Below are 12,736 nucleotides of genomic sequence, written 5' to 3' on the forward strand. Positions count from 1 at the left end.
TAGACGATTAATCACTGGAAGAATATTACCGAGAGCAGGAAGAACATGGCGGAGCTGACGATCTCCTCCGACGAGATCCGTAGCGCGATTGCGAACTACACCTCGAGCTACTCCCCGGAGGCCTCCCGCGAGGAGGTTGGCGTTGTTATCAGTGCAGCTGATGGTATCGCCCAGGTTTCGGGAATGCCGTCGGTCATGACGAATGAGCTTCTGGAGTTCCCGGGCGGCGTTATTGGCGTCGCTCAGAACCTCGACACCGACAAGGTCGGCGTTGTGGTGCTGGGTAACTTCGAGTCGCTTAAAGAGGGTGACGAGGTAAAGCGGACGGGTGACGTCCTTTCGATTCCGGTCGGGGACAAGTTCCTCGGTCGCGTAATTAACCCCCTGGGCCAGCCGATTGACGGCCTGGGCGACATTGAGGCTGAAGAGGACCGCGTCCTCGAGCTGCAGGCACCGACCGTGCTGCAGCGTCAGCCGGTTGAAGAGCCGATGGCTACTGGTATTAAGGCCATCGACGCAATGACCCCAATTGGTCGTGGTCAGCGTCAGTTGATCATTGGTGACCGTAAGACCGGTAAGACCGCGGTCTGCCTGGACACCATCTTGAACCAGAAGGCTAACTGGGAGTCCGGTGACCCGAGCAAGCAGGTGCGATGCATCTACGTTGCTATCGGTCAGAAGGGCTCCACCATTGCTGGTGTGCGCCAGACCCTCGAGGAGCAGGGCGCACTCGAGTACACCACTATCGTTGCTGCCCCGGCGTCGGATGCCGCAGGCTTCAAGTGGCTTGCACCATTCGCAGGCGCCGCACTGGGTCAGCACTGGATGTACCAGGGCAAGCACGTCCTGGTCATTTACGATGATCTGACTAAGCAGGCAGAGGCATACCGTGCCATCTCGCTGCTGCTGCGTCGCCCGCCGGGACGCGAAGCTTACCCGGGTGACGTCTTCTACCTCCACTCCCGTCTGCTGGAGCGTGCTGCGAAGCTCTCCGACGACATGGGTGCAGGCTCGCTGACCGCACTGCCGATCATCGAGACCAAGGCAAACGACGTGTCGGCCTTCATTCCGACCAACGTCATTTCCATTACCGACGGCCAGGTCTTCCTCGAGTCCGACCTGTTCAACCAGGGTGTCCGCCCGGCTATTAACGTCGGTGTGTCGGTTTCCCGTGTTGGTGGTGCCGCACAGACCAAGGGCATGAAGAAGGTTTCCGGTAACCTGCGTCTGGACCTCGCGTCCTACCGCGACCTGGAAGCATTCGCAATGTTCGCATCCGACCTGGACGATGCCTCCAAGCGTCAGCTGGAGCGCGGTCAGCGTCTGGTTGAGCTGCTGAAGCAGAAGGAAAACCACCCGCAGCCGGTCGAGTACCAGATGACCTCCATCTACCTCGCTGGCGAGGGCGAATTCGACGATGTCCCGGTTGAGGACGTCCGTCGCTTCGAGGCCGAGCTGCTTGAGCACCTGCAGGACACTCAGCCTGCAGTCTTCGAGCAGATTGACGGCGGCGTCGCCTTCTCTGACGAGTCCAAGGCTGCTCTGAAGTCCGCTACCGCTAACTTCAAGAAGTCCTTCCAGACTTCTGAGGGCGCACCGCTGGCTTCCGAGGCTCCGGTCGAGGCACTCGACGAGGGCGAGCTCAAGAAGCAGCAGATTACGGTCTCCCGCAAGACTGCCCAGAACTAGGCAGGTTGAGCTACTCAATGACCGTTTTCGCAATTGAAGGGAGGGAATAGGACATGGCGAATCTTCGTGAACTTCGAGCCCGAATCAAGTCGGTGAACTCGACCAAGAAGATCACCAAGGCCCAGGAGCTTATCGCAACCTCGCGCATTACTAAGGCGCAGCGTCGCGTAGCAGACTCCCAGCCGTACGCCGACGAAATCGAGAAGGTCATCGGACGTCTCGCATCGGCTTCGTCGTTGGATCACCCGATGCTCGTAAAGCGTGAGGGTAACCAGCGTGTTGCAGTCCTGGTTGTCACCAGTGACCGCGGCATGTGTGGCGGCTACAACCACAACGTCCTGAAGAAGGCTGCAGAACTGCGTACCGCTCTGGAAGAGCAGGGGCATGAGGTCGTTCTCTACGTGACTGGCCGTAAGGGCACCGACTACTACGACTTCCGTGGTGTCGAGCTCGCCGGTACGTGGGAGGGCTTCTCCCAGGATCCGGACTACGCCGCAACCCACGACGTGCGTCGTCACCTCATTGATGGTTTCAACGCTACGGCCGAGGGCACTGCCAAGTACCGCGAAGGCCTGCGTGGCACCAACGGCGAGGCCGTTCAGGGCTTCGACCAGGTCCACGTTGTCTACACGGAATTCGTGTCCATGCTTTCTCAGATTCCGCGTGCACACCAGATGCTCCCGATTGAGCCTGTGTACGAGGATGTCGAGATTGCTCAGGGCGAGGACATGCTGTCCGATGGATCAGATGACCTCAAGCCGGACTATGAATTCGAGCCTGATGCAGACACCCTGTTGGCAGAGCTTCTGCCGCAGTACGTGTCCCGCACTCTGTTCGCAGTGATGCTCGAGGCCGCTGCCTCTGAGTCCGCTGCCCGTCGTAACGCTATGAAGTCCGCGACGGACAACGCTACCGAGCTGGTCAAGGACCTCTCGCGTGTTGCTAACCAGGCACGTCAGGCACAGATTACCCAGGAAATCACAGAAATCGTCGGTGGCGCCGGTGCGCTCGACGACAGCGGAGAAAGTGACTAGATATGAGCACAGCTCTAAGTGAGCAGAACACCACCACGGCTGTGGGCCGTGTTGTGCGTGTCATCGGTGCCGTCGTCGACGTGGAGTTCCCGCGTAACGAACTGCCGGCACTTTACAACGCGCTGACCGTGGAAGTTACCCTTCCTTCGGTCGCCAAGACCATTGTCCTCGAGACTGCACAGCACCTCGGTGACAACATGGTTCGTACCATTGCTATGGCTCCGACCGACGGCCTGGTCCGCGGTGCAGAGGTCAAGGACACCGGTAAGCCGATTTCGGTTCCGGTTGGTGACGTCGTCAAGGGTCACGTCTTTAACGCAATGGGCGACTGCCTGGATGAGCCGGGCCTGGGTCGCGATGGTGAGCAGTGGGGCATCCACCGTGAGCCGCCGGCCTTCGACCAGCTCGAGGGCAAGACCGAGATTCTGGAAACCGGTATTAAGGTCATCGACCTGCTGACCCCGTACGTTAAGGGCGGCAAGATTGGTCTGTTCGGTGGTGCCGGTGTCGGTAAGACCGTTCTGATCCAGGAGATGATTACTCGTATTGCACGCGAGTTCTCCGGTACTTCGGTCTTCGCCGGTGTTGGTGAGCGTACCCGTGAGGGCACCGACCTCTTCCTGGAAATGGAAGAGATGGGCGTTCTCCAGGACACCGCCCTCGTCTTCGGCCAGATGGACGAGCCTCCGGGAGTCCGTATGCGCGTCGCGCTGTCGGGTCTGACCATGGCAGAGTACTTCCGCGATGTTCAGCACCAGGACGTGCTGCTCTTCATTGACAACATCTTCCGTTTCACCCAGGCCGGTTCTGAGGTTTCGACCCTGCTGGGTCGTATGCCTTCCGCCGTGGGTTACCAGCCGACCCTGGCTGACGAGATGGGTGTTCTGCAGGAGCGCATTACGTCCACCAAGGGCCGTTCGATTACCTCTCTGCAGGCCGTCTACGTGCCTGCCGATGACTACACCGACCCGGCTCCGGCAACGACCTTCGCCCACCTCGATGCAACCACCGAGCTCGACCGCTCGATTGCATCGAAGGGTATTTACCCGGCAGTGAACCCGCTGACTTCGACTTCTCGTATCCTCGAGCCGTCGATCGTCGGTGAGGAGCACTACCGCGTTGCTCAGCAGGTTATTAACATCCTGCAGAAGAACAAGGAACTCCAGGACATCATCGCCATCCTCGGTATGGACGAGCTGTCTGAGGAGGACAAGGTGACCGTGCAGCGTGCACGTCGTATCCAGCGATTCTTGGGTCAGAACTTCTTCGTTGCTGAGAAGTTCACGGGTCTGCCTGGTTCGTACGTCCCGCTGAAGGACACCATCGTTGCCTTCGACCGCATCTGCAAGGGCGACTTCGACAACTACCCGGAGATGGCCTTCGACGGCCTGGGTGGCCTCGACGATGTCGAGAAGAAGTACGCTGAAATGCAGAAGAAGTAAGGGGCATCCTCATGGCTGAAATCACCGCTGAACTGGTTGCCGTTGAGCGACCGCTCTGGAAGGGCAAGGCCACCTTGGTCTCTGCCCAGACCACCGAGGGTGAGATCGGCGTGCTGCCCGGACACCAGCCGTTGCTTGGCCAGCTGGTCAACAACGGCACGGTGACCATCAAGACCGCAGACGGCAAGGTTCTTGTCGCTTCGGTACAGGGTGGGTTCATTTCCGTGTCTACCTCGAAGGTTTCGATCCTCGCGGATAAGGCAGTCTGGGCTGACGAGGTTAACCTCTCCGAGGCCGAGTCCAACCTGACTTCGGATGACCCTGCAGTAAAGGCACAGGCTGAGTCGGAGGTCCGCGCGGCTCGTCGCGCTTCCACCAACTAGTCTTTTCGCCTGAACATCCGGTCGCACGACCGTATTCTTCCTGCTTCTTTAAACGGGGCGGGGAGCTCGCAAGAGAAATCTTGCCAGCTTCCCGCCCCGTTTTTCTTAGTTATTTTTCATGTCAGTGCAACAATCGGGTAGGGTTTGTAAAAAGCCTCTAAAGCGCTTTTGAACCAAGGTTCGTCGTCTATTCACCCGGATGCGAGGCTGGCAGATAGTGTTTTCAAGCGTAACCATGATGTCAATCATGTTCATGATTATCGGTGCGATGTTGATCGTCGGCGGGGTCCTTGCCCTGTGGCGTTTCGCCAGCCTGCATGCAAAAGGTACTCCTGTTATTGCTCGTCGCCTTCCTGCAGGTGATGGCAGTCATTGGCGCCATGGTGTCATTGTTTATTCAGAGTCGACGTTGAAGATGTACAAGCTACGTTCGCTGCGTCCTGGCTGTGATGCCGAATTTGCCCGTCACGATGTCACTATTGTGGATCGCCGAGATCCGACTGACATCGAGGCGGGTTTTTTCGCGCCCGGGCTTCGGGTAGTCAGGATTAAAACGGGGAAAAATACCGAATGGGAGTTTGCCGTGGACTCGTCCTCGGACACTGCGCTGGTGGCGTGGGTGGAGTCGAAGCCGTCGTCACGCCAGACTCGTGAGTTTCCTACAGATATTGAGCGACGTTTCCGTTCGGCTTATAACCGTGGCCGGGGAAGTCAGTACTAGTCTCTTACGACAGGCTATTGCTAAGGCTCTAGTGGGTATTGTTTTCTCCCGCGCGGCAGTCACGTTAGGGTAGGGGAATGCGCCTTGTGATTGCTGAATGCACTGTTGACTATGTCGGTCGCTTGAATGCCCATCTGCCTCATGCCCCGCGCTTGCTGTTGGTGAAAGCAGATGGGTCAGTTTCTGTGCATGCCGACGACCGTGCATATAAGCCTCTGAACTGGATGACACCGCCGTGCACGCTGACGGAGAAGGATATTCTCGACGAGTCGGGGGAAGACACTGGTGAAAAGCTCTGGGTCGTTGAGAATAAGAAGGGCGAGCAACTTCGTATCACTATCGGCAAGGTGCTGGCTGATAGCACGTACGAACTGGGAGAGGACCCTGGCCTGGAGAAGGACGGGGTAGAAGCGCATCTACAGGAACTCCTTGCAGATCAGTTCACAACGTTTGGCGAGGGCTACACCCTGATTAGGCGCGAATACCCAACCCCGATCGGACCGGTGGATCTGCTTGGCCGCGATGAAAACGGCGCCACCGTTGCAGTCGAGGTTAAGCGTCGGGGCGGTATCGATGGTGTTGAGCAGCTAACCCGTTACTTGGAGATGCTGAACCGCGATGAGCTGCTGGCACCGGTGGAAGGGATTTTTGCTGCCCAGGAGATTAAGCCACAGGCCAAGACTCTGGCAGAGGATCGTGGGATTCGCTGTGTGACCGTGGATTACGACGCCCTGCGTGGCCTGGAGTCCAATGAATTGCGGTTGTTCTAGCCATGCCTAGGCGAAACCACAAGCGGCGCGGTAATCAACGAGGTAATCAACGCGGCGGGCGTAATAACCACGGCCAGAATCGCGGCAGCCTGCCCGCATTTGGCAGTTCTTTCCAAAACACTCGCACTGAATCTGGGCCTGCCGGTTGGCAGGACGTGGACTTTGCGGTGCGTAACATCAGCGCTGGCCAGTCGAACAAGGTTTATCGATGTCCGGGGTGCGACCAGGAAATCATGCCCGGGACCTCGCACATCGTGGCATGGCCGCAGGATTATGGTGCAGGCGCCGATGACCGGCGCCATTGGCACACCAACTGCTGGCGCAATAGAGCTCACCGCACTATCACGCGCCGCTGGGGATAGATTTACTTAGCCGGCTCAACGAGCTCCAGCAGGACGCCACCGGCATCCTTCGGGTGGATGAAGTTGATGCGCGAGCCTGCGGTGCCGATCTTCGGCTCCGGGTACAGCACCCGGGTGCCCTGCTCCTTCAGGTGCGCCATCAGCGCCTCCAGATCAGTGACACGAACTGCGTACTGCTGGATTCCTGGACCCTTCTTGTCCAGGTACTTTGCAATCGTGGACTGGTCATTCAGTGGCGCGAGAATCTGAACCAGAGTGCCACCTTCAACCTTGTCGGCCGGGCCGACCATGGCCTCGTGGACACCCTGCTCTTCATTGACTTCATCGTGGTAGTTGATGAAACCAAGGTTTGCGCGGTACCACTCAATAGCGGCATCAAAATCCGGGACTGCGACGCCGACGTGATCAACAGCGACTACGTACTTATGGGGAACGGGAATCTGTGTCTCACTCATAGTTTCCAGGGTACTCGCTATTATCGGCGCCATGATTGTCGCATTTTCTGTTGCCCCCACTTTCTCCGATCCTGAGCAGGGAATGGCTGAGGCCGTTGCTGAAGCCGTGCGTGTTGTGCGCGAATCTGGCCTGCCCAACGAGACCAATGCCATGTTCACCCTTGTTGAAGGCGAATGGGATGAGGTGATGGATGTCATTAAGCGAGCCACGGAAGCAGTCAGCCGTGTCAGTCCGCGTACTTCTCTGGTCATCAAAGCGGACATTCGCAACGGATACACCGGGCAGCTGCGTGCGAAAGTGGATGCGGTCGAGGATGCGCTGAAAGCCACCGACTAGTCTCTTGTTCGGATTGGACACGTAGGCTCTACATAGGTCTTTACATAGGCTTTACGACGACACTGGAGAGGAACCCCTTTGACGATGCCAGCTGGACATGGTCACGCACATGGCCATTCTCATGGTCACTCGCATGGAGCACACGGTCACCGCGAGTGCTCGACTCCGCCGCCACCACCCGGCACGGTTGATTTGGAGCAGCTCCACCAGCGCGCCGAAGCCGAACGTAAGCGCCGAGAGGAGATCGAGCGGGCAACCAGTGATCAGGGAAATGGGCTTCCTCCTGTAGTTGAGATTGTCCCGCAGACCCTTGAGGCAGAAGTCGTTCTGCGCTCGGAGCAGGTCCCGGTTATTGTCTTGATCGGCATGGCTGGAGCAGCTGATTCGTTGCGTCTTCGGGCTGAGCTAGAAGGCATGGCCCGTGAGGCTAATTTGAACTGGATCCTGGCGTGGGCAGATGCTGAGGAGCATCCGCAGCTGGCCCAGGCATTCGGTGTGCAGGCAGTGCCGACAGTCACGGCTGTGGCTATGGGCAGTCCCATTGGCATGTTTGTCGGCGAGAAAACCAGGGATTGGCTGGAGCAGTGGCTGGCGCAGGTTATGAAGGCCACTCGGGGTCGTCTCAAGGGGTTGCCGGCGGGAACTCGTATGGCTGGGGAGGGCAGCGGGCCGGAGGCTCCGGAGCCGACTGACTTCTTCGGCAATCCCGTACCCACCGATGACCCGCGTTTGGAGCAGGCTGAAGAGTTGCTCGAGGAGGGCGATTTCGACGGAGCGTTGGAGCTGTATGACGCTATGCTGCAGTCCGAGCCCGCAAATCAGGGGCTGAAGCGCGCTCACGCGAATGTGTCCTTCTTCGCCCGCGCTGCCAAAATCGATCGCAGCGCAGATCCAATTGCAAAGGCCGACGCTGCGCCGAAGGACGTCGCGCTCGCCCTCGATGCCGCGGATGTCACGATGCTTGTCGACGATCCAGCGAAGGCGCTCGATCGTTTGTTGAAGTTGCTCCCGCAGGTGTTTGGCGATGACCGTGAGGCCATCAAGTCGCGTCTACTAGAGCTGCTTGTGCTATTCGATACCGCAGATCCAGTGGCATTGGATGCACGCCGGAGGATGGCTAGCGCACTGTACTAGGAGTACTGGACTAGGGGCACTGTACTAGGAGCCTGGAAAGCGCTCAGGCTCCTAGCTTGAAGCGTCGGTGTATGGCCAGTCATCCGGAGCCATGAAGTAGTAGACGCTGCCCATTACAGCGGCCATAAACGCCATTAGCAACAGGAAAAGTGTTGCTTTCATTGCCACATGACGCTCCGCATACCAGGCGTAAAAGGCGTCCAATTTTGCTGCCAACCAGATGTTCAGGCGACGTGTCGGCGGATGCACCAACGAGAGAATTCCCAGTGCAACAAAGATGCAGAGCCATCCGGGAGCAGGAGTTGGCAAAATGATAATGCCAACAATGAGCAATACGAAGCCTGCGACGAGAAGAACCGGGGAGAGTACCGGCCCATACCAGGTGTTGCGCATATGGGCATGGCGAATCTGCATGCGGTCCATCAAGCGATGTACCTTTTCCTTCATTGCGATTCACTTCCTCCGGTTTTCGGTGCCGTGCGCTATTTCTAGCAGCGGTCTCGGACGAGGCATCGTTGAAGCATTAAGCATCAAATGTGCAGCTCAACTGCCTGGGTGTACCGTTGGACATTGATTCTTTTAATCATGTCTATATTTAATCCATTGTTGCACAAAAGCTGCGCCCCAGTGCAACGAGATTTTTCGGAAGGTGGTAATCTTCCAACAGTTCTCAGTGGTTTACAGCAGTTACCACTGCATCTCATCCACCTGTTCACCTCAGACAGTTCATACTGCGCTAGGTGCCTTTGGTCTTCAGTTTTCTGCAGCCAGGAGTTTTGCATGCGACTTCGCCCCAAAGCCCTTCGCGCTACTTCCGCCTCGGTCATTGTTGCGCTTTCGGCCTCGACTCTGTTGGCGGGGTGCACCATCGATGTCCCAAGCACCACCGGGTCCAAGGCCACCACTGCTACCACAAAACCTAATGCTCCAGATAACGGTTGGGATGCTTCCGAGGAAGTCACCTGGTCTGATGCACAGGACGTCCTCGATACTGCGGCTAAGAGTTTCTCCGACAACTATGGCATTGATTTAGGTGTCTATTTGCGTGTCATTGACGGTCCATACAAAGGGCTCACGGCGTCGGTAGGCGAGGATACGAAGGAGTACTCCGCATCGACCATCAAGGCTCCGTTAGTGGTTACTGCGCTGAAGAAATTCGGCGATGACCTAGACAAGACGGTGACGGTCGATTGGGACAATGGTGTTGGCGGAAGCGTGATTGGCCCTGGCCAATACACGCTCGACGGGCTGTTGCAGTACGTGATGCGGTATTCGGACAACACCGCGGCGAATGGGTTGATTGACGCTGTCGGTGGTTTCGACGAGGTCAACAAAACCATCAAGGAAGCCGGTGTTGATGACAAGCGCTACCACCTGGGCAACAAGTTCAACATCCCCAATCCCAGCGGTGATCGGTCCTGGTTTACTCCCTCTCAAGCTGCGCTGTTCATGGCACGTCTCCAGGAAGTGGCCGATGGCACCTCAAAGCACAACTTCATTACCAAGGACACGGCACAAACTGCATTGACCTACCTCACTTACGGTGGTTCGCAGAAGTTTGTGATGTACGTCGGCTCCGCAGTCCAGAAGACCGGTGACACTGCCGAGGGCGTTAATGACCACGGTATTTTGTACACCGCAGCCGGCCCCATCGCTTACGCCATTACGACGCGCTTTGATGAGGTGCCGCTCAATGAGCTTACCGACGGCCTGCTCGGCCAGCTGGGTTCCCAAATAGCCCAGCTTCTGCCGGATTACAATCGCCTTGGTAAGGATGGCAAGCCACTGACTGCTAAGCAGGCTGCGACGTGGAGCGCGGATGAGGATGGCGACGGCATTCCTGATCGTATCGGAACCGACAGCATGGATGGATCCGGGTACATCGATGATTCAGATTCTGCGAATTACAACGAATCTTTGGAACCTGACTGGTTCAATCCGTTCCGTGGATAGGACCTGGATACGCTCCCCAAAACAAAATTGCCCGTGAGTCAGGTTTTCAGGCTGAAACTCAGATCACTGAAAACCGTGCAGCACGGGCAATTCCTATGTGATTGTCTTTTGTTTGGCTGGATTCGGGACTAGCCCTGCCACTTCAGCCAAACGGCGGTGTTGGCCGGCAGCACCAAATCAATCGAGTGAGCCTGGCCGTTCCAACCGTGCTCGACCGCGGTCACAGTACCGTTTTCACCGTAGCCGGAGCCCTCGTAACGCGATGCGTTTGTGTTCAGAATCTCCGTCCATTGGCCACCGCGCGGTACGCCAATCTTGTAGATTTCCTGCGTGGTTCCCGACAGGTTATAGACGCAGGCGACGACCGAGCCATCGGTGCCGTAACGGACAAAGGACACAACATTGTTTGTGGAATCATCCGCGTTAATCCACTGGAAGCCCTCTGGGCGGTCATCCTGGGTGTAGAACGCTGGGTTTTCCTTGTAGATGGCGTTGATGTCCTTAACCAGCAGTTGAATGCCGCGGTGGAATTCGCCGCTCCAACCTTCGAGGTTGTCCCAAGCCACGGACTCATCGTGGTTCCACTCGTGGTTCTGGCCAAGATCCTGACCCTGGAATAGAAGCTGCTTGCCCGGGTGCGCCCACATGAAGGTCAGGAAAGTACGTAGGCCTGCGGCCTTATCCCAATCGCCGCCCGGCATGCGCTCCCACAGCGAGCCCTTGCCGTGCACGACCTCGTCGTGGCTAATCGGCAGAATGAACTCTTCCGAGTAGGCGTAGACCATAGCGAAAGTGAGCTCATGGTGGTGGTAGGAGCGGTAAATCGGCTCCTTGCTGAAGTACTCCAGCGTGTCATTCATCCAGCCCATGTTCCACTTCATAGAGAAGCCCAAGCCACCGTGTTCGGTAGGTGCGGTCACTCCCGGCCAAGAAGTGGATTCTTCGGCCACGGTGAGGAAGCCCGGGTTGTGCTTGTGTACAGTGGCGTTGAATTCCTGCAGGAACTGAACAGCATCGAGGTTTTCACGGCCACCGTACTGGTTCGGCAGCCACTCGCCTTCATTGCGGGAGTAGTCCAGGTACAGCATGGAAGCCACTGCGTCGACGCGCAGACCGTCGATGTGGAACTCTTCTGCCCAGTACAGTGCGTTGGCGTAGAGGAAGTTGCGTACCTCGTTGCGGCCGAAGTCGAAAACGTAGGTGCCCCAGTCGCGCTGCTCGCCGCGACGCCAGTCCGGGTGCTCGTAGCAAGCCGTGCCATCGAAGCGGGCAAGTGCGAACTCGTCCTTCGGGAAGTGCCCCGGAACCCAGTCCATGATGACACCGATGCCAGCGGCGTGGAAGGCATCAACTAGACCGCGAAACTGGTCTGGGGTGCCGAAGCGACTGGTCGGAGCGTAGTAGCCGGAAACCTGATAACCCCAGGAACCGGTGAACGGGTGCTCACATACTGGCATGAACTCCACGTGGGTGTAGCCCATGTCGACCACGTAGCGCACCAGCTTCTCCGCCATAACTTCGTAGCTCAGGCCCTGCTTCCAGGAACCCAAGTGGACCTCGTAGATAGAGATGGGCTCTTCGGTCCAGTCTGTGTTGGCGCGCTTTTCCATCCACGCTTGGTCACCCCAGGTGTAGTCGGAGGTCGCGACAATCGACCCGGTAGCCGGTGGGAGCTCAGCAGCACGCGCCATCGGGTCGGCCTTATCGCGGCGCTGTCCCTCCGGTGTCGTGATGGCGAACTTGTAGACTTCGCCCTCACCCACACCCGGGATGAACAGCTCCCAGATACCTGCACCACCCATAGAGCGCATTGGGTACTGCGCGCCGTTCCACATACAGAAGTCACCGACCACGGCTACGCCACGTGCGTTCGGAGCCCAGACCGTAAACGAGGTGCCTTCGACCGTACCCAGCTCTGTGTCGTAACTGCGAAGGTGAGCACCGAGAACCTTCCACAGTTCCTCATGACGTCCTTCGCCGATTAGGTGCAGGTCACCAGCGCCAATAGTGGGGAGGAAACGGTAGCCGTCGGCACGCTCTACGGTTTCGCCGGAGTCCCACGTAATGCGCAGGCGGTAGTCGAAGTCATCGCCGCCTGGGACGAGGGCGGTGAAGAAACCGTCGCCCAGGTTCTCCGCTTCAAACTCGCCGCGCGTGCTGACGACAGTAACTGCCTGAGCGCCGAAGACCCTCGTGCGAATAACCGTGTCACCGTCCACGACGTGTGCGCCGTAGATGCTGTGCGGATCGTGATGGGTGCAGTAGCGCAGGCGATCCATATCGCCGGAATCAATTGCGAGGCGGGGATCTGTGTGGGCTCCCATGGAAGGTCCTTCCGAAGCGTTTCTAGGTAGGTGAATGTGAAGTTGTTGAGTTCAGTTCTAAAGAAATAGAGGGAGGTAGGGGACAGTGGGCTGCTAACTCACCCGCCAGCCTAACGACGAATCGTTGCGACA

At 57.8% G+C, this 12,736-nt stretch carries 13 protein-coding genes; 10 read left to right on the forward strand and 3 right to left on the reverse strand.

Annotated features, from left to right (window positions below):
• Positions 1-45: 45 nt before the first annotated feature.
• The 7 genes from atpA (at position 46) to QP978_RS10890 (ending at position 6,401) form a co-directional block, all read left to right on the forward strand.
• Positions 46-1,689 carry a F0F1 ATP synthase subunit alpha gene (atpA, locus tag QP978_RS04730; RefSeq protein ID WP_005509387.1) on the forward strand — a complete coding sequence of 548 codons (1,644 nt, stop codon included), beginning with the start codon at positions 46-48 and terminating at the stop codon, positions 1,687-1,689.
• Positions 1,690-1,742: 53 nt separating this feature from the next.
• Positions 1,743-2,723: a F0F1 ATP synthase subunit gamma gene (locus QP978_RS04735; RefSeq protein ID WP_005509705.1), complete on the forward strand. Its 981-nt coding sequence runs from the start codon at positions 1,743-1,745 to the stop codon at positions 2,721-2,723.
• Between the two features lie 2 nt (positions 2,724-2,725).
• Positions 2,726-4,165 (forward strand): F0F1 ATP synthase subunit beta, encoded by a 1,440-nt coding sequence (gene atpD, locus QP978_RS04740; protein ID WP_005509621.1) that lies wholly within the window; start codon positions 2,726-2,728, stop codon positions 4,163-4,165.
• An 11-nt stretch (positions 4,166-4,176) separates the two neighbouring features.
• The gene (locus tag QP978_RS04745) at positions 4,177-4,548 is read left to right on the forward strand and encodes a F0F1 ATP synthase subunit epsilon (RefSeq protein WP_049172054.1); all 372 of its coding nucleotides are present in this window, start codon (positions 4,177-4,179) and stop codon (positions 4,546-4,548) included.
• A 235-nt stretch (positions 4,549-4,783) separates the two neighbouring features.
• Positions 4,784-5,269, forward strand: a complete 486-nt coding sequence (locus QP978_RS04750; RefSeq protein ID WP_240593322.1) for a DUF2550 domain-containing protein — start codon at positions 4,784-4,786, stop codon at positions 5,267-5,269.
• Positions 5,270-5,346: 77 nt separating this feature from the next.
• Positions 5,347-6,039, forward strand: a complete 693-nt coding sequence (nucS, locus tag QP978_RS04755) for an endonuclease NucS (RefSeq protein WP_005509457.1) — start codon at positions 5,347-5,349, stop codon at positions 6,037-6,039.
• A 2-nt stretch (positions 6,040-6,041) separates the two neighbouring features.
• Entirely contained in the window at positions 6,042-6,401 is a 360-nt protein-coding gene (locus QP978_RS10890; RefSeq protein WP_088611476.1) for an Rv1322 family protein, read from the forward strand.
• Between the two features lie 2 nt (positions 6,402-6,403).
• On the opposite strand, the gene mce is transcribed toward QP978_RS10890, so the two are convergent.
• On the reverse strand, positions 6,404-6,856 hold the full coding sequence (gene mce / locus QP978_RS04765; RefSeq protein WP_005509354.1) for a methylmalonyl-CoA epimerase: 453 nt from the start codon (positions 6,854-6,856) through the stop codon (positions 6,404-6,406).
• 31 nt (positions 6,857-6,887) lie between these two features.
• Between mce and QP978_RS04770 the strand changes: the two genes are divergently transcribed.
• Both QP978_RS04770 and QP978_RS04775 read left to right on the forward strand, forming a co-directional pair.
• Positions 6,888-7,193 carry a thiamine-binding protein gene (locus QP978_RS04770; RefSeq protein ID WP_049172056.1) on the forward strand — a complete coding sequence of 102 codons (306 nt, stop codon included), beginning with the start codon at positions 6,888-6,890 and terminating at the stop codon, positions 7,191-7,193.
• Positions 7,194-7,277: 84 nt separating this feature from the next.
• Positions 7,278-8,327: a co-chaperone YbbN gene (locus QP978_RS04775; RefSeq protein WP_049172058.1), complete on the forward strand. Its 1,050-nt coding sequence runs from the start codon at positions 7,278-7,280 to the stop codon at positions 8,325-8,327.
• Positions 8,328-8,378: 51 nt separating this feature from the next.
• On the opposite strand, the gene QP978_RS04780 is transcribed toward QP978_RS04775, so the two are convergent.
• Complete coding sequence (locus tag QP978_RS04780; RefSeq protein ID WP_016422463.1) at positions 8,379-8,774, reverse strand: TIGR02611 family protein; 396 nt, start codon at positions 8,772-8,774, stop codon at positions 8,379-8,381.
• Positions 8,775-9,107: 333 nt separating this feature from the next.
• Between QP978_RS04780 and QP978_RS04785 the strand changes: the two genes are divergently transcribed.
• Positions 9,108-10,280 carry a serine hydrolase gene (locus tag QP978_RS04785; RefSeq protein WP_049190092.1) on the forward strand — a complete coding sequence of 391 codons (1,173 nt, stop codon included), beginning with the start codon at positions 9,108-9,110 and terminating at the stop codon, positions 10,278-10,280.
• 128 nt (positions 10,281-10,408) lie between these two features.
• On the opposite strand, the gene glgB is transcribed toward QP978_RS04785, so the two are convergent.
• Entirely contained in the window at positions 10,409-12,604 is a 2,196-nt protein-coding gene (gene glgB, locus QP978_RS04790) for a 1,4-alpha-glucan branching protein GlgB (RefSeq protein ID WP_049190093.1), read from the reverse strand.
• Positions 12,605-12,736: the final 132 nt, after the last annotated feature.

The organism is Corynebacterium sp. MSK035 (assembly GCF_030232615.1).
Classification (GTDB): domain Bacteria; phylum Actinomycetota; class Actinomycetes; order Mycobacteriales; family Mycobacteriaceae; genus Corynebacterium; species Corynebacterium jeikeium_D.

Bases quoted from the DNA above. Each gene is read 5' to 3' on its own strand.
- atpA (WP_005509387.1), top strand. From the start codon at position 46: ATGGCGGAGCTGACGATCTCCTCCGACGAGATCCGTAGCGCGATTGCG.
- QP978_RS04735 (WP_005509705.1), top strand. From the start codon at position 1,743: ATGGCGAATCTTCGTGAACTTCGAGCCCGAATCAAGTCGGTGAACTCG.
- atpD (WP_005509621.1), top strand. From the start codon at position 2,726: ATGAGCACAGCTCTAAGTGAGCAGAACACCACCACGGCTGTGGGCCGT.
- QP978_RS04745 (WP_049172054.1), top strand. From the start codon at position 4,177: ATGGCTGAAATCACCGCTGAACTGGTTGCCGTTGAGCGACCGCTCTGG.
- QP978_RS04750 (WP_240593322.1), top strand. From the start codon at position 4,784: ATGATGTCAATCATGTTCATGATTATCGGTGCGATGTTGATCGTCGGC.
- nucS (WP_005509457.1), top strand. From the start codon at position 5,347: ATGCGCCTTGTGATTGCTGAATGCACTGTTGACTATGTCGGTCGCTTG.
- QP978_RS10890 (WP_088611476.1), top strand. From the start codon at position 6,042: ATGCCTAGGCGAAACCACAAGCGGCGCGGTAATCAACGAGGTAATCAA.
- mce (WP_005509354.1), bottom strand. From the start codon at position 6,856: ATGAGTGAGACACAGATTCCCGTTCCCCATAAGTACGTAGTCGCTGTT.
- QP978_RS04770 (WP_049172056.1), top strand. From the start codon at position 6,888: ATGATTGTCGCATTTTCTGTTGCCCCCACTTTCTCCGATCCTGAGCAG.
- QP978_RS04775 (WP_049172058.1), top strand. From the start codon at position 7,278: ATGCCAGCTGGACATGGTCACGCACATGGCCATTCTCATGGTCACTCG.
- QP978_RS04780 (WP_016422463.1), bottom strand. From the start codon at position 8,774: ATGAAGGAAAAGGTACATCGCTTGATGGACCGCATGCAGATTCGCCAT.
- QP978_RS04785 (WP_049190092.1), top strand. From the start codon at position 9,108: ATGCGACTTCGCCCCAAAGCCCTTCGCGCTACTTCCGCCTCGGTCATT.
- glgB (WP_049190093.1), bottom strand. From the start codon at position 12,604: ATGGGAGCCCACACAGATCCCCGCCTCGCAATTGATTCCGGCGATATG.